At 71.7% G+C, this 19,790-nt stretch carries 15 protein-coding genes; 7 read left to right on the top strand and 8 right to left on the bottom strand.

Translation table 11 applies throughout. The features are described 5' to 3' along the window. Positions 1-903: an aminoglycoside phosphotransferase family protein gene (locus tag ACFY8O_RS26015; protein WP_387906305.1), complete on the bottom strand. Its 903-nt coding sequence runs from the start codon at positions 901-903 to the stop codon at positions 1-3. 84 nt (positions 904-987) lie between these two features. Between ACFY8O_RS26015 and ACFY8O_RS26010 the strand changes: the two genes are divergently transcribed. Continuing rightward, positions 988-1,737: an ATP-grasp domain-containing protein gene (locus tag ACFY8O_RS26010; protein WP_387906302.1), complete on the top strand. Its 750-nt coding sequence runs from the start codon at positions 988-990 to the stop codon at positions 1,735-1,737. A gap of 37 nt (positions 1,738-1,774) precedes the next feature. Here ACFY8O_RS26010 and ACFY8O_RS26005 read toward each other — a convergent pair whose 3' ends face one another. From ACFY8O_RS26005 to ACFY8O_RS25995, 3 genes are all read right to left on the bottom strand, one after another. Next, on the bottom strand, positions 1,775-2,680 hold the full coding sequence (locus tag ACFY8O_RS26005) for an adhesin (RefSeq protein WP_387906300.1): 906 nt from the start codon (positions 2,678-2,680) through the stop codon (positions 1,775-1,777). Between the two features lie 51 nt (positions 2,681-2,731). Further along, positions 2,732-4,549 carry an MFS transporter gene (locus ACFY8O_RS26000; protein ID WP_387906297.1) on the bottom strand — a complete coding sequence of 606 codons (1,818 nt, stop codon included), beginning with the start codon at positions 4,547-4,549 and terminating at the stop codon, positions 2,732-2,734. 201 nt (positions 4,550-4,750) lie between these two features. After that, complete coding sequence (locus tag ACFY8O_RS25995; protein WP_387906294.1) at positions 4,751-7,534, bottom strand: D-alanyl-D-alanine carboxypeptidase; 2,784 nt, start codon at positions 7,532-7,534, stop codon at positions 4,751-4,753. Positions 7,535-7,698: 164 nt separating this feature from the next. Between ACFY8O_RS25995 and ACFY8O_RS25990 the strand changes: the two genes are divergently transcribed. From ACFY8O_RS25990 to ACFY8O_RS25975, 4 genes are all read left to right on the top strand, one after another. Beyond that, positions 7,699-8,418, top strand: coding sequence for a GOLPH3/VPS74 family protein (locus ACFY8O_RS25990; protein ID WP_145809230.1), 720 nt, complete (start codon positions 7,699-7,701; stop codon positions 8,416-8,418). A gap of 238 nt (positions 8,419-8,656) precedes the next feature. Further along, the gene (locus ACFY8O_RS25985; protein WP_145809233.1) at positions 8,657-9,514 is read left to right on the top strand and encodes a helix-turn-helix domain-containing protein; all 858 of its coding nucleotides are present in this window, start codon (positions 8,657-8,659) and stop codon (positions 9,512-9,514) included. 188 nt (positions 9,515-9,702) lie between these two features. Next, positions 9,703-9,909, top strand: a complete 207-nt coding sequence (locus ACFY8O_RS25980; RefSeq protein WP_145809235.1) for a DUF397 domain-containing protein — start codon at positions 9,703-9,705, stop codon at positions 9,907-9,909. 584 nt (positions 9,910-10,493) lie between these two features. Further along, a complete protein-coding gene (locus ACFY8O_RS25975; RefSeq protein WP_387906290.1) occupies positions 10,494-12,077 on the top strand; it encodes a sodium:solute symporter family protein in 1,584 nt (527 codons plus the stop codon). A 133-nt stretch (positions 12,078-12,210) separates the two neighbouring features. Here ACFY8O_RS25975 and ACFY8O_RS25970 read toward each other — a convergent pair whose 3' ends face one another. Together ACFY8O_RS25970 and ACFY8O_RS25965 are read right to left on the bottom strand one after the other, a co-directional pair. After that, positions 12,211-13,326 carry an ADP-ribosylglycohydrolase family protein gene (locus ACFY8O_RS25970; protein WP_145809238.1) on the bottom strand — a complete coding sequence of 372 codons (1,116 nt, stop codon included), beginning with the start codon at positions 13,324-13,326 and terminating at the stop codon, positions 12,211-12,213. 169 nt (positions 13,327-13,495) lie between these two features. After that, a complete protein-coding gene (locus tag ACFY8O_RS25965) occupies positions 13,496-14,602 on the bottom strand; it encodes an alkene reductase (protein WP_387906288.1) in 1,107 nt (368 codons plus the stop codon). 57 nt (positions 14,603-14,659) lie between these two features. On the opposite strand from ACFY8O_RS25965, the gene ACFY8O_RS25960 reads away from it, so the two are divergent. Further along, positions 14,660-15,034 carry a MerR family transcriptional regulator gene (locus tag ACFY8O_RS25960; protein WP_387906285.1) on the top strand — a complete coding sequence of 125 codons (375 nt, stop codon included), beginning with the start codon at positions 14,660-14,662 and terminating at the stop codon, positions 15,032-15,034. A gap of 258 nt (positions 15,035-15,292) precedes the next feature. Here the strand turns inward: ACFY8O_RS25960 and ACFY8O_RS25955 are convergent, their stop codons facing one another. Next, a complete protein-coding gene (locus ACFY8O_RS25955) occupies positions 15,293-17,869 on the bottom strand; it encodes a bifunctional FO biosynthesis protein CofGH (RefSeq protein WP_387906282.1) in 2,577 nt (858 codons plus the stop codon). Between the two features lie 120 nt (positions 17,870-17,989). Here ACFY8O_RS25955 and ACFY8O_RS25950 point away from each other — a divergent pair, with 120 nt between their 5' ends. Next, positions 17,990-18,676 (top strand): HAD family hydrolase, encoded by a 687-nt coding sequence (locus ACFY8O_RS25950; protein WP_145809388.1) that lies wholly within the window; start codon positions 17,990-17,992, stop codon positions 18,674-18,676. A gap of 273 nt (positions 18,677-18,949) precedes the next feature. Here ACFY8O_RS25950 and ACFY8O_RS25945 read toward each other — a convergent pair whose 3' ends face one another. After that, positions 18,950-19,690, bottom strand: a complete 741-nt coding sequence (locus ACFY8O_RS25945) for a FadR/GntR family transcriptional regulator (protein WP_167526223.1) — start codon at positions 19,688-19,690, stop codon at positions 18,950-18,952. Between the last annotated feature and the right edge of the window lie 100 nt (positions 19,691-19,790).

Raw genomic sequence — 19,790 nt, 5'->3', positions numbered from 1 at the left:
CTACGTCCACCTCTGCGCCTCCGTCTCCGTCTCCGCCTCCGCCTCCGCCAGGATCTCGGCGATCACGTGCCGTGCCGTCCCGGCCATCACCGGGTTCGAGGTCCGGTAGTACGAGAGCTCCATGAGCGCCACGGACAGGGCCCAGCCGCGCGCCCGCGCCCAGGTCGCCCGGTCCGCGCCGACCGCCGCACGGAAGATCCGCCGCGCTCCTGCCGACAGCAGGTACCAGCCGGGGATCAGGTCCACCGCGGGGTCGGCCACACCCATGCAGCCGAAGTCGATGACCGCGCTCAACCGGCCGCCCGCGACCAGGACGTTGCCCGGCTGGAGGTCTCCGTGGACCCATACGGCGCGACCCTGCGGCTCAGGGGCATCCAGAGCCTCCGACCAGGCGGTGGCCGCCGTACCGGTGTCGATGACCCCGTGCAGCGCGTCCAGGGCAGCACGGGTGGCCGTGTCGCGCGCGGCCAGTGGTTCGCAGCGGTAGGCGGGCGGGCCTCCGGCGGTGTCGACGCGGCGCAGCGCGAGGACGAACTCGGCGAGGTCGGCGGCGAGTTCCGCTCGGCCCGAGCCCACGGCCGGATTCTCGCCTTCGAGCCAGCCGTACACCGACCAGGACCAGGGGTATCCCTCGCCCGGCACCCCCTCGGCGAGGGGCACGGGTACGGCGAAGGGGAGCTGGGAGGCGAGGCGGGGCAGCCAGCGGTGCTCGGCCGCCACGTCGTTCGAACCGGCTTCGCCCCGGGGAAGCCGCACAGTCAGGTCCGCGCCCAGCCGGTAGATCGCGTTCACCGTGCCGTGCGAGGCAGCCGGCTCGACGGGAAGATCCGCCCAGGCGGGAAACTGGGCGGCCAGCAGGCGTCGTACGAGTGCCACGTCGGTCTTCGTCTCTTCGGCGTGCATCCGGCCCATGCAAACCGATCCGGTATGGGCTGTCGAGCGATATTCCGTGGGCCGTGTCTGCCCACTGAGGCAGGATCTGGGCCCATGGCCCTCATACTCCCGCCCCGCCTCACCGCCTCCGCCCGGGCCCTGCGCGAGGCGGCGCGGCGGCGGGGCATGCGTACCGTGCAGTTGCTGGTCCACGACGTGCCGGACGCTCTGCGCGAGGAGGACGCGTATCTGCACGCCGGTCCCTCCTTCGCGGACGCCGTGGCCCCGGCTCTGGCCGTCGCCCTGCTCGAGGCTCCCGCCGACTGGCTGGCCCGGCTCCCCGCCGCGTTCGTACGGCGCGAGATCCGTGCCGTGCCGATCCGTGAGGCGTACGGGCTGCGCCGACCGGTCTTCGTCAAGTCACCGAACGACGAGAGCATTCCGGCGCTGGTCTACGCGGACGGGTCCCGGCTGCCGGGACCGGACGCGGTCGATCCGGAGACGGTGGTCCTGGTGAGCGACGTCCTCGGGTTCGACGAGGAGTTCCGGCTGTACCTCCTCGACGGGCGGGTCCACACCGGCAGCAGGTACGGCGTCTCGGGGCAGCTGCGCCCGGCCCCGCTCTCCGCCGAGGCGCGCGCGTTCGGCCACGAGCTCCTCTCCGCCACCGGACACACCGTGCCGTCCGCGATCGTCGTCGACGTCGGCATCACCGCTACGGGACGGTGGGCGGTCGTCGAGGCCAACGCGGCCTGGGCGAGCGGATGTTACGCGGCGGACCCGGATCGCGCACTGGACGTGGTGCTCCGGGCCGCCGGGCCCGCCGCGCGCCTGGCGGAACGGGACGCCGCGTTCGTGCGGTGACCCCGTACGCGACGCCGCCGCGGCCCGGTCGGGCAGGTCAGCGGCAGGACGCCTTCATCTGCGCCGCCGCGTGGTGCGCCCCCACCCGCGACGCGTCGCCCCAGTCGCGGCCCCGGTCGGTCAGCTGCACGGCAAAGGTGTCGCCCTTGACCGGATACGTCCCCACGGCCACGGAGGTCCCCCGGTGGCCGGGCTGGCGCACCGAGAAGCCCGTGTAGGCGGAATCGGGGTCACGCGGGTCGGAGCGGACCCGGTAGACGGAGGGGTCACCCGCCACGTCCGTGTCGCGGATGCTCCGGGGCACGAACACCGTGAGCGCGCACTCGCGGAAACCGTCGCCCAGGTGCCAGGACCAGACGGCGCTGCTCCCCCGCGTCTCCACCGGGCTGCCCGACATCGGGACGGCGCTGAACCGGCCGTCGCAGGTGATCCCCTCGAAGCCGCCCGCTTCGACGGTGTACCAGCCCGCGTCCCCGCTCTCGAAGCGCCCGAACTCCTCGTAGACGCCGGTGGTGCAGCCGGGCCCCGCCCACGCCGAGTAGCGGTAGCGGCCCGTGTCCGCGGGACCGCTCGGCGGTGCACTCGGCCCGCTCGGTGCGGGATCGCCGGGCAGGCCCGGGTCCTCCGGCACGATCCGGGTCGGGACTCCGCCGCCGATCGGCGCCGGCACGGCGCCCGCGCGGCCCGCCGCCTCGGGGCGCCCTCCCCCTTCACCCGTCACCAGCAGCGACACCGCGGTGGCCAGGCTCCCGGCGGCCACCACGACTCCCGCCGCCAGCAGGGCCTTCCGTCGCCGGGGCAGCGTGGAGAGCCTGCCCGCCAGCGTCTCCCGCGCGATCCAGGAGTCGTTCCCCGCCGGAGAACGCCCGACGGAACCGCACCGGGGGCAGCCCATGCCCGGCAGCCCGCCGATGTGCTCGCCGCCGCACCGTTGGCACCTCATGACAGGACACCTTGCCAGTGCGGGCCGCCCGGAGGGAGGGATCCGGCAGGATCAGCGCAGCTCCTCCGGGCACGGTGTGCCGGGCTGGAACTGGTAGGGAGCCGCCAGGCGGTAGACCCCGGGGCGCGGGGCGAGCAGTTCGGTCCACTCGTCGCCGTCCTCGTCCACCTTGATCAGGCAGCCGTGGGCGTTCGTGAAGTCCTTGGGCGCGTTCTCGTCCTTCGCCGAACGCCGCTTGGACTCCTCCGTCTCCTGCGGGCGCTCCACCGCCTTGCCCTCACCGTCCACGACGGCGAGCCAGCGGGAGTACGGGATGCGGATCAGGACCCGGCCCGCGGACCGCACCCGGATCGTCAGCTCGTCGGCGCCCGCCCGTTCCACCGTGGCGGGCGGGTCGGCCAGGGGCACCGGGTCCAGGACGCGGAACAGCTTCCAGTTGGCGTCGCTCCAGACTGCCTTCAGATAGGGCTGCCCCTTCTCGACGAGGCTCGCCTCCTGCTGGGCCCCGCTGGAGTCCGGCTTGCCTGCGGGCAGCACCACGAAGTGCACGGCCCAGCGGTCCAGCCACTCCCGGTAGTTTTCGGCGTCGAGGGTGTCGTCGTAGAAGAGCGGGTTGCGTTCCATGTCCGCCTGCCGGTTCCAGCCGCGGGCCAGATTCACGTACGAGTCCAGCGCCGAGGCCTCCCGGTGGCTGCTCGCCGGGACCACCTCGACCCGGCCCCGCTCCGCCCCCGCCTTCTGGAGCTGGTTGACCAGGGGGGCCAGCTCGCGGTTCCAGGAGGCGGTGGGCGCCGTGCGGACGATGTCGTCGACGCCCTTGAAACCGATCCAGAAGTTCAGCCCGGCGAAGGCGATGACCAGCGCGTACCACCGGCGGGTGCGGGGCGCCGTGTACGGAAGGGCGGCGAGCAGGACGACGCCGGCGACCAGCATCGCCATGCGCGAGACGTTCGAGCCGATCTGCGAGTCGATCACATAGGTGAGCAACGTCCCGACGCCGTACACGGCGGCAGCCGTGCGCACGGTGTACCAGGTCCGGGGCACGAGGAAGAACACCAGGACGGAGAAGACGAAGGGCAGGGAGAGGGTCCCGAGCGACATGGGCTGCGTACCCGAGAAGGGGAACAGCCACGCCGACAGGACCACGACCACGACCGGGGGCAGCCCGATCGCGTACGCCCCGGGGCGTCTCTTGTTCAGGAAGAGCGCCGCGGCGACCACACCGAGGAAGAGCCCGGCGACCGGGCTGCCCGCCGTGGCCAGCGCGGCGAGCGGCGCGGCGACGACGGCCTTCGCCCACCGCTTGTACCGCCAGCGGTGGGGCCAGCAGAAGACGGCGGCGACCGCGCCCACCGCGAACATCATGCCGAGCCCGAACGTCACCCGGCCGGACAGGGCGTTGCACAGGTACGCGAAGACCCCGGCGAACGCACACGCCAGCGGATTGCGGACCGCGGGCACCCGGACCAGGATCAGCGCGGTGAGCGCCGAGGACAGGGTGCCGGCGATCATCATCGTCGTACGGACGCCGAGCATTGACATCAGGTACGGGGAGACCACGCTGTACGAGACCGGGTGCATCCCGCCGTACCACGCGAGGTTGTACGCAGTACCCGGGTGGCGGCCGACGAACTCGGCCCAGGCGTCCTGGGCGGCGATGTCGCCGCCACTGTTGGCGAAGAAGAAGAACCAGAGCAGATGCGCCACCGCGGCGACGGCGGTCGTCAGCAGCACGGGGTGGCGCCGCAGGCGGCTCCTCGCCGAGCCGTCCGGGTGCCCCTCGCCGCCGGTGGCCTGAGCCGGAATGCGCACGGGCACGCTCGCGGCGGGCGGTCCGTCCTTCGCCCGCGTCGGCTCAGCGGTGGTCACTGCGACTCTCCCCGTCCTCGCCCGGGCCTGCCGAACCGTCGGTGTACTGCGGCCTCATCCGTGCGGAAGGACGCGTCCCGGCGCCCATCCGTTGCTTTCGGGACGCTAGCACGCGGCATTTTGTCCGCGCTGCCCCACGGGACGGCCCCCCGCCCCGCGACTGCGGGACAGGGGGCCGTACGAGCAGCTCAGCCGGGCGGCTCAGGTGATGCGGGTGAACTTGTCCCCGAAGCCGGGCTCGGCCATCTCGCTCTGCAGCGCGACGGGGGAGGAGACCTTGCCCGTGCCCGTGCCGACCGTCACCTCTCCGACGACGGTTCCCGCCTTCGCCGTCTGCTGGAGCGGCTCGTCACCGGCGCCGAGATCGAGATCCACCTTCAGCCCGCCCCAGCCGACCGCCTTCAGGTCCTTGGTGGCGACCACGGGGGTCCGCGTGCCGAAGCCGTTGTCGACGTAGCCGACGACCTGGCCCTTCTTGACCACGGTCGCGGAGTCGACGCCCTTCTGGGCGGCCCGGATCAGCGTGAGGCTGTTCTGGATGGCACGCTCCAGCTTCGCGTACAGGGTGCCGTCGGTGTCGGCGCCCATCACCGCACCGATGATCCTGCGGTTCTTGCCGTCCACGACGGTGTCGGCGGTCCAGAGGAGGTTGCCGCCGGCGGGGGTGGAGGATCCCGTCTTGATGCCGTTGACCCCGTCCTCCAGGAGGATGGTGTTGTTGTTGTAGATCTTGCCGACGCCCGGGATGTCGGCCTGCGGCATGTTCACGATCTCCCGGAAGATGTCGTTCTGCATGACCGCCTTGCCCAGGGCGATCTGGTCGGCCGGGGTCGACATGGTGGAGGACTTCAGGCCGCTCGGGTCTGTGTAGGTCGAGTTGGTCATGCCGAGGTCCTCGGCCGCGGCGTTCATCTTCTCAACGAAGGCCTTCTCGGTCGTGGCGTCCCAGCGGGCCAGCAGACGGGCCACGTTGTTCCCCGAGGGGATCATCAGCATCTGGAGCATCTGGCGCTCCGTGTACGTGTCGCCCTCCTTGATGCCCGCCATCGACTCGTCCGTGTTGGCTGCCTCCTCGGCCGCCTGCTTGTCCACCGTGATCCGGTCACCGGTCTCCTTGCCGGTGATCGGGTGCCCCTGGAGGATCACGTAGGCGGTCATGACCTTCGCCATACTCGCGATCGGCGCGGGCTTGTCCGCCCCGTACGAGCCGAGGGTTCCGACGCCCTCGACCTCGACCGCGCCCTGTCCCTCCGCGGGCCACGGCATGTCCAGCTTCTCGCCGCCGAAGGTGTACGTCGGCGAGGCGGTGAGCGTCAGCGTGGGCTCCGGCAGCGGCCTCATCGCCTGCGCGATCGCAAAGACGATCACCAGGAGGAGCAGCAGCGGCGTCCAGATCTTGACCCGCCGGACGGCGGTGCGGACCGGCGTCTCCGGGGGCGGCGGCGTGTTCGTGAGTTCGGCGAGGAGGTCGAGCGGCGGCTTGGGCGGCATGGGCTGCTGCCGGGTCCGCTCGGCCTCGGTGAGACCGGCTCCCGGCGCTCCCGGAGCGCCCGCGGCGATCGAGACGTCCGGCGTCACGGTGGGACCGATGACGGGGGGCGCGGGGCGTACGTCGTCCGAGCGCAGCGGCACGAACTTGCTGGTCCGCTCGGCGGGGGCCTCGGGGGCGGCCGAGGCCCCGGAGGCCTTCGCACCCCAGGAGGCGGGCTTCCGGGCGTCCTCCCTCGGGGGGAGCTTCAGCGCGGTCGTCGGCTGGTCGACCTGCTGGACCCGCGGCGCCTTGAAGGCGGTGGTCGGATGATCGATTCCTCGCTGGTCAGCCTTGGGCTCGGCGACGGCGGAGACCCCGGCCTTGTCGCCCTTCCCGGCCGGCTCACGGCCGTCCTCGGCGGACTTGCCGGCGGGCTCGGCAGGGGCGTCGGCCTCAGCGGCGGTCTCTGCCGCCGGGGACTCCTCGCGGGTCTTCGGGATGCGGGGAGCGCCGGCGGAGGCGTCGCGGGCGGCGGGGGTGCCGTCGGCGGCGTCCTCGGCGGCAGCGTCGTCGACCTCGTCGTGGACGGGCACGTCGTCCTCGACGGGCGTCTCGTCCTGGACCGGCACGTCGTCCTCGACGGGCGCCTCGTCCTGGACCGGCACCTCGTCCTCGACAGGCACCTCGTCCTCGACGTCGGCCGGGGATTCGTCCTCGTCCTCGACCTGTGCGGGGGCGTCGGTCTTCGCGGGAGTGTCGGCGCCGGCCTGCGCCGGGGCGTCGGTCTCCTCGGTGGTGGCGTCGTCCTCGGCGGGCGTGGCCCGGCCACCGGCCGTACCGGACCGGGCTGCCTCCGCCTCGTCGTCCTCGCCCGCGACCCATTCCGCGACGACGGCACGGAGCCGGGCGTCGGACGGCTCGCCGTCCGAGCCGGCTTCGGGCCGCGCGGCCGGAGCGGCTTCCGCCTCGGCGGGCGCTCCCTTCACGCCGCGCTCCACTCCCGCGTCGGCGTCCGTGGCGGACCCGCCCACGGAGGCGTCGACGGCCCCGGAGTCCTCAGCGTCCTCGGAGTCGGAGTCGGAGTCGGAGTCCTGCGCGTCCTCGGCGTCCTCGGCGTCCTGGGAGCCCTTCGGCTTCCCGGACTCCTCGGAGCCCACCGAACCCGGCGCACCCGGTGCCGTCGCAGCCGCGCCGGTCTCCTCGCCCTCTCCGGCCGCCTCGCCCTCCGCTGCCTCTCCACGGGCCGTGGAGGCGCCCTCGGCGCCCTCCGCGCCCTTCAGGGGTCCCGGGGCCCCCTCGGAGGCGTCCGCCTCCGCGGAGCGCGGCACGCGGAAGACCGCCGTCGCGCTGTCCGTCGCGGCATCCGCCGTACTCCCGTCCGCCGCAGCGCCCGGTTCACGGAACACGGCGAGACGCGGATCGCGTTCCTCAGCCGTCCCCGACGACTTCCGCTGCTCCGACTTGCCGGGGGACTCGCCCGCCACCGATGCCTCCTTTGTGCGCCGCGGGGTCATGCCCGCACTGTCCGAACCATCTACCAGTGTCCTGTGTGAACCCTTGGACGAGCCGCTAGACGAGAACGACATACCTAACGGTTCCCTCACAAAGCACCCAGGCACCCTCGACAGACCAATGTGAGAGGGGTCACCCTGTCAGACATCCACGCGGGGAGGCATGGATGGGCAGGAGCCGCAGAACAATTCCGGAGGAGCTTCTGCTGCTCGCTCTGGACCCGACAACGGGTACCACAGCGCAGCCGCAGTCGCTCGACCTCGGCCTGGCCGGGGCACAGCTAGTGGAGCTGGCTCTGGCAGGACGGATAGCCCCTGACGGGGATCGTATCGCCGTGGTGATGCCACGGCCGACAGGAGATCCGACTCTGGACTCCGCACTGGAACTGCTGCGCCGTCGTGGCAGTCCGGTTCGGGCGGTCCACTGGATCGGCGGGCCCCGACTGGGACTTCGCCAGATCTATCTCGCTCATCTGGAGCGGTGCGGCATGGTTCATGCCGTGGCGGGCCAGATGTGCGGAGTGCTGCCGACGACTCGCTACCAGGCGACGGACACGGCGATCAGCCGGGACATCAGGTCCCGGCTGGACAGTGCGATCCGCACCGGTGTACCGCCGGACCCGCGGACCGCGGCGCTCGCCGCACTGGCCCACGCGGTCGGTCTCGGCAAGCACCTGTACCCCGGGAACGAGGGGCGTTCATCGCGCTCACGGCTCCGGGACCTGATCAGACACGACCCGATGGGCGGTCTCGTGGCGCATGCCGTGATGGACGTCCAGAACGGTGTGGCCGTCCAGCCACGCCGTAACCAGCAGGCGGCAGGCGTGCCGTTGCAGCCGCAAGCGCAAGCGCGCCGCGGAAGCATGGCGCACACCTCCGTCCACTGACCGCACGACCGCGCGGACACTTGCGTGGAGTTCCACATACCGCCGCACCGACGTCCCCATGACCCGGTTCGGGAGCCGCACCAGGCGCGGGGCAGCCGGATCCACCGGCTGCCCCGCGCTTTTTGCGTGCGCCGGCGCGTGTGGCCGTTTCCCAGCGCGGCCGGGTGCGCGGGTGGCAATCTGCTGAGCAGTAGACACGCACAGCTACAAGAGCTGCATAGCCGGAGGTGCCGTTCCCGTGCCCACCAACGTCAATCCCACCGTCAGGCGACGCCGGCTGGGTCAGGAATTGCGCCGCCTCCGCGAGATCAAGGGCATGACGGCCGAGGAGGTGGCGGAGAGGCTGCTGGTCTCGCAGTCGAAGATCAGCCGCCTGGAGAACGGCCGCCGCTCCATCAGCCAGCGCGACGTCCGCGACCTCTGCGGGGTGTACGAGGTCGAGGACCACCGCGTCGTCGACTCGCTGATGCAGATGGCGAAGGACTCCCGCCAGCAGGGCTGGTGGCACGCGTTCGGCGACATCCCCTACAGCGTGTACATCGGTCTGGAGACCGACGCCGAGTCACTCCGGGTCTACGAGCCCCAGGTCGTCCCGGGGCTGCTGCAGACGCGGAGTTACGCGGAAGCCCTGATCAACGGCGCGCTGCCCGAGGCCCCGCCGACCGACATCGAGAAGCGGGTGAACGTCCGGGCCCGCCGCCAGGACCGGGTCAACGCCCCCGAACACCCCCTGCGGCTCTGGGCGGTCATCGACGAATCCGCCCTGCGCCGGCGCGTCGGCGGCAAGCAGGTCATGATCGAGCAGCTGGAACACCTCATCGAGCAGTCGCAGCTGCCCCACGTCACCGTGCAGGTGCTGCCCTTCGAGATGGGGGCGCACCCCGGCATCAACGGGCAGTACGCCATCCTGGAGTTCCCCGACGCGGCGGACTCCAGCGTGGTCTACATCGAAGGGGTCACCAGCGACCTCTACCTGGAGAAGGCGAACGACGTCCAGCGCTACAGCGTCATGTACGAGCACCTGCGCGCCCAGGCGCTGAACGTGGACCAGACCCGCCAGTTCGTCGGCGACATCGTCAAGGAGTACACCAGGTGAACTCCTTGTGAGCGGGGTGGAGGCGGGAAGATACACCGTCACCACCTCGCCACGGAAGACCCACACGGGATATGCCATCCGGTCGAGTGAACGGCGCCACCACCAAGCGATGTTGGCGAGTAGCGTCGATCACGCCAACAGGAACGAAGTTGGTGCCACTCACATCAACTCTCTGAACCGGAGTGAACATGGCTATTCTTCAGGGCGCCACGGAAAACTGGACGAAGTCGTCGTACTCCGGAGGCAACGGGGCGTGCGTCGAAGTGAAGTCGCCCGTCACGCAGGCCATCGCCGTGCGCGACTCGAAGGCCCCCGAAGGCCCTTCGCTCACCTTCGTGCCGGGAGCGTGGAACACCTTCGTGCGGGACGTCGCATCGGGCTCCATCAACGCCTGACCGGTACGACCGACCGGTGCGCCGGCCGGTTGCGCAGCACTGTCTCCGGTCAGCTCACGACCGCCAGAAGCCCTCTCGACCGGCCCGCCGTCCTGGCCGAGGGGGCCCGGGCGTCACCCGGACACAGCGCCCGCCGCTCGGCGCACCCCGCTCGTCACCGCCTCGGCGGTACAGGCGCGGACAGCGCGGTCCTCACAGACTGCGCGGTCGGCGCACACCGTACACAAGCATCACGTGATCAGCTTTTCCCCTTCTCCGACCGCACGGGACCCGCATCCCGTGCGGTCGTTTCTGCGTTCTCGGCGTTCGTGAGCCCTCTTGCTTCGATCTCTGCACAGCCTGACGAAGTGCCCGCTCATCGTGTGGCCGTGGTCACGTTCACGACAACGCCCCGCAAGGTCAAGAACACGTAAAATCGTTCGACTTGCTGATCCGCGTTCACATCTCTGATCGAGAAAACCTTGACCGGGGACCCGGCCAAGCGGTTCAATCCCCGAAGCCCCCGTTCCCGCACGGGGCCCCGCTGAACGGCCGTACTGACGAAGTGCGTTCCCGTTCACAAGGCGGACCCCTGGAGGGGGCACATGAACAGTCTCGACTGGGCCGTGCTCATCGGCTACTTCGGTGTGATGGTCGCGATCGGACTCTGGTCGCACAAGCGCGTGGACAACGTCAGCGACTTCTTCACGGCCGGCGGCAAGATGCCGTGGTGGCTGTCGGGCATCTCGCACCACATGTCCGGTTACAGCGCGGTGATGTTCACCGGCTACGCCGGTATCGCGTATCAGTACGGCGTCACGTCCTTCGTGACCTGGTCGCTGCCGATCGCCATCGGTATCGGCATCGGGGCGAAGCTCTTCGCGCCCCGGCTCAACCGGCTGCGCTCGCGACTGCACGTCGCCTCACCGCTGGAGTACCTGAAGAACCGCTACAACATCCAGACCCAGCAGGCCCTTGCCTGGTCCGGGCTGCTGCTGAAGATCGTGGACGTCGGCGCCAAGTGGGCCGCCATCGCCACGCTGCTCTCCGTCTTCACGGGCATCTCCCTCACCCAGGGCATCTTCATCACCGGCGCCATCACCGCCGTCTACTGCACGGTCGGCGGGCTGTGGGCCGACGCGCTCACGGAGCTCGGGCAGTTCATCATCCAGCTCTTCGCCGGACTCACCATGCTCGTCATCGCGATGAGCAAGCTCGGTGGCTTCAGCTCGCTGTGGACCGTCTGGGACAAGCTTCCCGAGGGACACACGAGCCCCACGGCCGGCCCGTACACGGTGACCTTCCTGCTCGCCTACCTCTTCATCAAGACCTTCGAGTACAACGGCGGCATGTGGAACCAGGCCCAGCGCTACATGGCCACGGACTCCGCCCGCTCCGCGACCCGTTCGGCCCGGCTCTCCGCCGTGCTGTGGCTGGTCTGGCCGACGGTGCTCTTCTTCCCGATGTGGGTCGCGCCGCTGCTCGTCGAGGCCAAGAAGCCCGACGCGTCCGACAGTTACGCGCTGATGACCGAGCAGCTGCTGCCGCACGGCCTGCTCGGACTGGTCGTCGTCGGCTTCTTCTCCCACACGATGGCCATGTGCTCCTCCGACGCGAACGCCATCTCGGCCGTGTTCACGCGGGACATCGCGCCGGTCCTCTCCAAGTCGGCGCGCACCTGGAGCAACCGCAGCGGTCTGCTGGCGGCGCGGCTCTCCACGCTCGCCTTCCTCGGACTGTCGATGGCGCTGGCGACCCAGATCAACTCGCCCACCTTCAAGGACATCATCTCGGTCGTCATCAAGTGGGTGGCCGGACTGATGGGGCCGATCGCGATCCCGTTCATGCTGGGCCTGCTCCGCAGGTTCCGTAAGTCGGGTCCGACGGCTGCGCTCACCAGCTGGGCGGCCGGTCTGCTGGCCTTCTACTTCACCAACTACAACTTCGACGGTTCGGTGAAGACGGACGTGGCGTTGCAGTACCAGGTGGCGCTCCCGCTCGCGATCTCCCTGGTGCTGTACATCGTCATCGGCTTCGTCAAGCCCGAGGACACCCCGGAGCGCGACGCGCTGATCGAGCAGATCAACACGGAGGGCCCCGGCCCGGTGGGCGGAGCCGCCGCGACGGCCGGCATCCCGCTGCAGAAGGGCCCCGAGGGCACCGGGGTCCCCGAAGGCGTGAAGGACTGACCTGCCCCCTCACACGGGGCGCGGGGACGGTGGGCGGACGCGGCGGCGTCCGCCCACCGCCGTCCCCGGGAGCTGTCTCCAGGGACCCGCCTGCGGTACTCGGCTCCAGGCCCTGTGCCGCCCCGGCTCCCGCTCAGTCCCGCGGGTAGCGGGCCAGCCAGCCAGGGGCCACCGCCGTCGGGCTGTGCAGGGCCGGGCCCTGGGTCATCTCCATGGCGAAGTCGTCGGCGAGTTCGAGCAGCGTCGAGCGCCCCTCCAGCTCCGCCAGCCAGGCCGGCGGCAGGGACGTCTCGCCGTGCAGCGCCCCCAGGAGAGCACCGCAGACGGCCCCCGTGGCGGCGGACGGCCCGGAGTGGTTCACGGCGAGCCGCAGCCCGTGGCGTACGTCCTCGCCGACCAGCGCGCAGTACAGACCCACCGCGAGTACCTCGTCGGCGGAGTCGGTGTCCCCCAGCGCCTCGATGAGGGCCGGTCCCGGAATCCCCTGGCGTACGGAGCCGAGGGCCTGCCGCAGCGCCTCGGCGACCTGCTCGCTGCCCGGCCGCTCGGCGAGCAGCGCCAGCGTGTGCTGGACCGAGCCGTCCAGGGTCTCGCCACGGGCGAGACCGTGGACCATGACGGCGAGCGCGCCCGCCGCGAACTGCGCCGTGGCGTGCCCATGGGTCTGGGCGGCGCACTCGACGGCCAGCTGAAGTACCAGCTGGGGCTCCCAGCCGACCAGCAGACCGAACGGCGCGGACCGGGTGAGCGCGGCCGAGTCCCGTGCGGCAGGGTTCTTGGGCACGGCGAGGGTGCCCATCGTCGCGTCCCCGAAGCCGACGAGGCACTCCCTGGTGGGGGCGCGGCGGGTGTACAGCCACTCCTCCAGGGCCAGCCAGCCGTTGTCCTTACGGCGTTCGTCGGGCCCCCAGGCGCTCTGGGTCGCCGCCCAGCGCAGATGGGCCCGGTACACGTCGGTGGGCGGGTGCCAGGCGCCGGTGTCGCGCCGGACCTGCGCCCGGATGAGGCCGTCGACGGTGAAGAGGGTGAGCTGGGTGACGGCCGTGACGGCCCCCCGTCTGCCGTGCGCGGCGACGAAGTCGGCCACCCCGTCCGCGCCGTGGGCCGCGCGTAGCTCCTCCAGCGTGAGCCCCGAGACCCCCGCCCCGAGCGCGTCGCCGATGGCACCCCCGAGCAGCGAACCGCGTACCCGGCTGCGGAAGTCCTGCTGCTGGACACGGCCCCAGACAGCTGTGGTCCCTGTGCTCACCGTGCCCCTTCCGTCCGCCCTGGTGTGCGACCGCGCAAGCACTGTAATCGAACGGAATGGGCCGTCTCAGGGGTGCAGCGGTATGTACGCAGTACCTCTCCAGAACCCCCTTTGGTCAGCATTGCTCAGGGTTTTCCGGGGTCTGCCCCACGGCCGGGGGGGGAGCCGTTCAGGCGTCGGCGGGCAGGAACGGGTAGTCCGTGTAACCCGTCTCCCCGCCGACGTACATCATGTACGCGTCCCTGACCTTGTTGACCGGTGCGCCCGTGCGCATCCGGCGGACCAGGTCCGGATTGGCGAGGAAGGGACGGCCGAGCGCGATGACGTCGGCCCCGGCGGCGAGCAGCCGCTCGCCGTGGGCCATGCCGCCGTCCCGCGGGATGTGGGCCGCGGGCAGCACGGGGTTGGCGACCAGTGTCCCGGGCCAGTCCTTGCGGATGCGCTGGAAGACGGGGTCCTCCGGGTCGGCGTACCCCACGTGCAGATAGGCCAGGCCCCGGTCGGCCAGGGCGGCGAGGAGGGCGGGGTAGATCGCCGCGGTGTCGCCCTCGACGAGGCTGTTGACCGTGTTGCCGGGCGATACGCGCAGCCCCACCCGCTCCGGCCCGATCTCCGCCGCCACCGCGTCCACGACCTCGACGACGAAACGGATCCGGTTCTCCACGGAGCCCCCGTAGGCGTCGGTGCGCCGGTTGGTCCCCCGGGCCAGGAACTGGTGGAGCAGGTGGCCGTTGGCGCTGTGCACCTCGACCCCCTCGAAGCCCGCCTCGATCGCGTTGCGGGCGGCGGAGGCGAAGTCCGCGACGGTGGAGCCGATGTCCTCGGCGGTCATCTCGCGGGGGACGACCGAGGGCACGCGCCCGGCCGGGGTGTGGATCGTGCCGGGCAGCGCGATCGGTGAGGGCGCCACAGGCGTCAGCCCGCTGGTGTCGGGGTGACCGACGCGCCCGCCGTGCTGGATCTGGAGATACATCCGGCCGCCCCGCGCCCGTACCGTCTCGGTCACCCGACGCCAGCCGGCGACCTGGGCCGGGCTGTGCACGGCGGTGATGTTCGGATACGTCTGCCCCACCGGATTCGGGGTGGACGCCTCGGCGATGATCAGGCCGGCCGAGGCGCGCTGGGCGTAGTACGTGGCCATGAGCGGGGTCGGGACGCCGTCGTGCGTGGCACGGTTCCGGGTCAGCGGAGCCATCACGAGGCGGTGGGGAAGCACGAGGGAGCCGAGGGCGACGGGTTCGAAGAGCTTCGCGGGGGAAGCGGCTGCATGCGTCATGCCGGAACGGTAAGAATTGACACCGGCGTCAGGTTCAAGTCCGGAGGCGAGGCAACCATGCGGATCGGCGAGCTGGCCCGGCGTACGGGCGTGAGCGAACGCTCCCTGCGCTACTACGAGACCCAGGGGATCCTGAAGGCCGACCGTACCCCCGGCGGCCACCGCGACTACCCGGAGGGCGCCGTCGACCGCGTCATCCGCATCCAGGAGTTCTACGCCGCCGGGCTGTGCAGCTCCAAGATCGCCGAGCTGCTGCCCTGCGTACGGGACACGGACGGCGGCCCGTCCGCGATCGCCACCCCGCGCCTGGTCGGTGACCTGACCACGGAGCGCGAGCGCATCGACCGGAAGATCGCCGAACTCCTCCGCTCCCGGGAGGTGCTGGACGAGGTGATCGCCACGGCGGCGGGCGAGGACCCGGTCCGCGGCTGAATGCGCGCCCCGCCCCGGCCAGGCGGCTGCCGGGCAGCCGCCCGCCCGGCTCCGGTACGTCAGGCGTCGACGGAGCCGGTCAGGACGCGGCCCGCGACCCGTGCCTCCCGGGTCGTGGAGTTCGGCGGGGCCCTGCGGCCGGGCGCGCGGTTCAAGCCGAGGGTGTGGAGCCAGAGCACCGTCCGGCTACGGCCCCCGCCGGCCGGGCACGGCTGAGTGCCCAGGGCCCGGCCGACGGGGAGCACGCGCGGCGGGCCCTCAGCCCTCCAGCACCGGGAGCAGCTCCGGCAGGTGGCCGTCCGACGCCGTCGCGGCCGTGACGCGCTCCTCGGGCACCTCGCCGTACAGCGTCGTGCGCGGCTTCGCGGGACGGCCGGCGAGGTCGGCGATGGCCACGAGGTCCTGGATCGAGCGGTACGAGCCGTAACTGGAGCCCGCCATACGGGAGATGGTCTCCTCCATCAGGGTCCCGCCGAGGTCGTTGGCGCCCGAGCGGAGCATTTCGGCGGCCCCCTCGGTGCCCAGCTTCACCCAGCTGGTCTGGATGTTGGTGATGTGCGGGTGGAGCAGGAGGCGGGCCATCGCGGTGACGGCACGGTTGTCCCGGTCCGTGGGGCCGGGACGGGCGATGCCCGCCAGGTAGACCGGGGCGTTGGTGTGGATGAAGGGCAGGGTGACGAACTCCGTGAAGCCGCCGGTCTCCTGCTGGAGGCGGGCCAGCGTCCTGAAGTGGCCGAGCCAGTGCCGGGGCTGGTCGACATGGCCGTACATCATCGTCGAGGAGGAGCGCAGGCCCGTCTCGTGCGCCGTCCTGATGACCTCCAGCCAGGTGGCGGTCGGCAGCTTCCCCTTCGTGAGGACCCAGCGGACCTCGTCGTCCAGAATCTCCGCGGCGGTACCGGGGATGGAGTCGAGCCCGGCCTCCTTGGCGGCGGTCAGCCAGTCGCGGATGGACATGCCGGTGCGGGTGGCGCCGTTGACGACCTCCATCGGCGAGAAGGCGTGGACGTGCATGCCGGGGACGCGTTCCTTCACCGCCCGCGCGATGTCGAAGTACGCGGTACCGGGCAGGTCCGGGTGGATGCCGCCCTGCATGCAGACCTCGACGGCGCCGACGTCCCAGGCCTGCGCCGCGCGGTCGGCGACCTGGTCCAGGGAGAGGGTGTAGGCGTCGGCGTCCGTGCGGCGCTGCGCGAAGGCGCAGAAGCGGCAGCCGGTGTAGCAGACGTTGGTGAAGTTGATGTTCCTGGTGACGATGTAGGTGACGTCGTCGCCGACCACGTCACGGCGCAGGGTGTCCGCGATCCCGCACAGTTCGTCCAGCGCCGGGCCGTCCGCGTGGAGCAGGGCGAGGGCCTGGTCGTCGGTGAGCTTCGTGGGGTCGTCCGCGGCCTGGCTCAGGGCCTGGCGCACGTCGGCGTCGATCCTGGACGGCACCATGCCGGGGGCGGCGGCCTCGCGCAGGGCCTCCCAGTCGCCGTACACCTCGTCGAAGTCGTCGCGCCGGTCGCCGGTGCGTCCCTCGGTGTCGATGGTGCGGTGCAGATCGGTGCGGCCGGAGGCGTTGAAGCCCTCGTCGGGCTCCTGCCAGGGCAGCCCGGAGGGGATCGCGCCCTCCTTCGCGAGGCCCGTCTCCGGGTCGGCGAGCGCCCGCACGTGCGGGAGGAGGCGGGGGTCGAGCCACGGCTCGCCGCGCTGGATGAACTCCGGGTAGATGGTGAGCCGTTCACGCAGCTGGAAGCCGGACTCGGCCGTCCGCGCGACGAGTTCGTCGATGTGCGGCCACGGCCGCTCGGGGTTCACGTGGTCCGGGGTGAGGGGCGAGACGCCGCCCCAGTCGTCGATGCCCGCGCCGATCAGCAGGGCGTACTCGGCGTCGACGAGATTCGGCGGGGCCTGGATGCGGGCCGAGGGGCCGAGGATGTGCCGGGCGACGGCGATCGCCGCGGCCAGTTCCTCCAGTTCGGCGTCCGGCATCCCGCGCATCGCGGTGTCCGGCTTGGCGCGGAAGTTCTGGACGATCACTTCCTGTATGCCGTGGTACGCCCGGGCCGTCTTGCGCAGTTCGAAGAGGGAGTCGGCACGCTCCTCGTACGATTCGCCGATCCCGATCAGGATGCCCGTGGTGAAGGGGACGTTGGACCGGCCGGCGTCCTCCAGCACCCGCAGCCGGACCGCCGGCTCCTTGTCGGGGGAGCCGTGGTGCGGACCGCCCTTCTCCGACCACAGCCGGGTCGCCGTGGTCTCCAGCATCATCCCCATGGAGGGGGCGACGGGCTTGAGCCGCTGAAGGTCCGTCCACGTCATCACGCCGGGGTTGAGGTGCGGCAGCAGCCCCGTCTCCTCCAGCACCCTGACCGCCATGGCGCGTACGTACGCCAGGGTGTCGTCGTACCCCTCGGCCTCCAGCCATTCCCGCGCCTCGGGCCAGCGGTCCTCCGGGCGGTCCCCGAGCGTGAACAGCGCCTCCTTGCAGCCCATTTCCGCACCCCTGCGGGCGATGTCGAGCACCTCGTCCGGGGAGAGGAACATCCCGTGGCCCTCGCGGCGAAGCTTCCCGGGCACGGTGACGAAGGTGCAGTAGTGACAGGTGTCGCGGCAGAGCCGGGTCAGCGGGATGAAGACCTTGCGGGAGTACGTGATCACACCCGGGCGGCCTGCGGCTTCCAGGCCCGCGTCCCGGACCCGGGCGGCGGACGCGGCGAGATCGGTGAGGTCCTCCCCGCGCGCCTGGAGCAGGACGGCGGCCTCGGCCACGTCGAGGGCGACACCGTCGCGAGCCCGCCGCAGGGCACGCCGCATGGCGTTGGTCGTGGGGCGCTGAGCATCGGTCATGGACCGAGCATACGAGCGCGGCACTCCGTCCGGACCATGGCCTCTGTCCGGCGTAACCGGCCGTCCGCCGCTGGCGCCTTGGCCGTTATGTCCGCCTTGCCCCGTAGGCTCGGAGGGGTGATGGAAACGATCGTCTTCGACATCGGAGAAACCCTCGTCCGCGACGACCGCCTCTGGGCGTCCTGGGCCGACTGGCTCGGAGTCCCGCCGCACACCGTCAGCGCCCTCGTCGGCGCCTCGGTCGTGCAGGGCCGCGACGGCACCGACGCCCTGCGCGTCCTGCGCCCGGACATGGACGTCACGGAGGCGGCCCAGGCCCGGGCGGCGGCCGGCAGGGGCGAGCACCTGGACGAGACGGACCTCTACCCCGACGTCCGGCCCGCCCTGGCCGAACTGCGCGCGCTCGGCCTGCGGGTCGTCGTCGCGGGCGACCGGTCGGCGCGGGCGGGCGAGCTGCTGCGGGCACTGGACCTGCCGGCGGATCTGGTCGTCACCTCGCAGGAGTGGGGCGTGACCAAGCCGCACCGGGAGTTCTTCGCCCGCGTGCTGGAGGTGTCCGGCGCGGCCCCGGGGTCCACCCTCTACGTGGGTGACCATCCGGCCGACGACCTGTTCCCCGCCACGTCCGCGGGGCTGCGCACGGCACACATCCGCCGTGGCCCGTACGGCCATTGGTGGGCGGACCACCCCGACGTCATGGAGACGGCCGACTGGCGCGTCGACTCCCTCACCGAACTCCCGGGGCTGCTGGGCGCGGCCGGGCGGCGAAAGACCCCGGCCGCGGCCCCGGAAGCGGCGCGCGGCTGAACGAGGGCGCCGGGGTGCGGCTCACGGGCTCGGGCGGGTCCGCGCCAGGACAGGACGTCGTACGCGGACATGGCGGGGCACGCCGCACCGGGGCTCACCGACACGCGCCGGCGCACGCCGACACCGCACGGACTCACCGACACGCGCCGGAACCGACAGCCCGGGCGCGCGGACCTGCGCCGGACACCACCGCGGGCGCGCCGGGGCGGAGGAGCGGGTGCACGAGGCCGGCCGGCACCACCCGGCGGGGTCAGCCGCCGCCGGCCCGGGGGGTCAGCCCTCGTCGCCCCGGAGCGAGAGTCGCAGCCGGTCGCTGGCCAGGCGCATGTGCTCGGCCATCGCCGCGTCCGCCCCGTCGGGGTCGCCGGCCCGGATCGCGTCGAGCACGGCGCCGTGCTCGTGCAGCGTCCCGCTGACCGTGCCCTCGATGTCCCCCGCACGCTCCATCCACACCTGGAGCAGCGCCCGGATGGAGTGCAGGATGTCGCTGAGCACCGTGTTGCGGGCGATGTTCGCGGTCTCCAGGTGGAAGGCGATGTCGGCGTCGATGAACGCCTTCACGTCCGTCCCCGCCTCCCGCATCCGCTCCAGGTGCTCCTCCAGGCGCTCGACGTCCTCCTCGGACGCCCGGTCCGCGGCCAGCCTCGCCGACATGCCCTCCATGAACGTACGGACCTCGACGAGGTCCTGCGTGCGGCGCTGACCGAGCATCAGGCCCCAGTTGATGGCGCGGGGCAGGAACTCCGAGGTCCCCTCGCGGACGTACGAACCGGAGCCCGGCCTGATCTCGATGATGCCCAGCACGTCCAGCGCCGACAGCGCCCCGCGCACGCTGGAGCGCGCGACGCCGAGGGCGTCGGCGAGCTGGCGCTCGGCGGGCAGGCGCGTGCCCGGCTTCAGATTGCCCTCGGACAGATGATCAAGGAGCCGCTTGGCCACCTCACTGACCGAGGACTCCCGGACGACGGGGCGCAGAAGTGACGTGAAATCGGGCTCTTCGGGCTGCGTGGACACGCTGACCAGTACATCAGACCGGGTGGCGGAAGCCCGGAGCGGGCGGACGATAACGCGCTCATCGGTCCAGGAGAAGAGCTCAGGGGAGCGACCTACGTCA

It is taken from the genome of Streptomyces argenteolus, assembly GCF_042902585.1.
GTDB classification, from domain to species: Bacteria; Actinomycetota; Actinomycetes; order Streptomycetales; family Streptomycetaceae; genus Streptomyces; species Streptomyces argenteolus.
The sequence above is the reverse complement of the archived record's forward strand: the minus strand, read 5'-3'. Positions and strand labels throughout refer to the sequence as shown.

Excerpts from the sequence above, each read along its gene's own strand:
- ACFY8O_RS26015 (WP_387906305.1), bottom strand. The coding sequence starts at position 903 with ATGCACGCCGAAGAGACGAAGACCGACGTGGCACTCGTACGACGCCTG.
- ACFY8O_RS26010 (WP_387906302.1), top strand. The coding sequence starts at position 988 with ATGGCCCTCATACTCCCGCCCCGCCTCACCGCCTCCGCCCGGGCCCTG.
- ACFY8O_RS26005 (WP_387906300.1), bottom strand. The coding sequence starts at position 2,680 with ATGAGGTGCCAACGGTGCGGCGGCGAGCACATCGGCGGGCTGCCGGGC.
- ACFY8O_RS25995 (WP_387906294.1), bottom strand. The coding sequence starts at position 7,534 with ATGACCCCGCGGCGCACAAAGGAGGCATCGGTGGCGGGCGAGTCCCCC.
- ACFY8O_RS25990 (WP_145809230.1), top strand. The coding sequence starts at position 7,699 with ATGGGCAGGAGCCGCAGAACAATTCCGGAGGAGCTTCTGCTGCTCGCT.
- ACFY8O_RS25980 (WP_145809235.1), top strand. The coding sequence starts at position 9,703 with ATGGCTATTCTTCAGGGCGCCACGGAAAACTGGACGAAGTCGTCGTAC.
- ACFY8O_RS25975 (WP_387906290.1), top strand. The coding sequence starts at position 10,494 with ATGAACAGTCTCGACTGGGCCGTGCTCATCGGCTACTTCGGTGTGATG.
- ACFY8O_RS25965 (WP_387906288.1), bottom strand. The coding sequence starts at position 14,602 with ATGACGCATGCAGCCGCTTCCCCCGCGAAGCTCTTCGAACCCGTCGCC.
- ACFY8O_RS25960 (WP_387906285.1), top strand. The coding sequence starts at position 14,660 with ATGCGGATCGGCGAGCTGGCCCGGCGTACGGGCGTGAGCGAACGCTCC.
- ACFY8O_RS25955 (WP_387906282.1), bottom strand. The coding sequence starts at position 17,869 with ATGACCGATGCTCAGCGCCCCACGACCAACGCCATGCGGCGTGCCCTG.
- ACFY8O_RS25950 (WP_145809388.1), top strand. The coding sequence starts at position 17,990 with ATGGAAACGATCGTCTTCGACATCGGAGAAACCCTCGTCCGCGACGAC.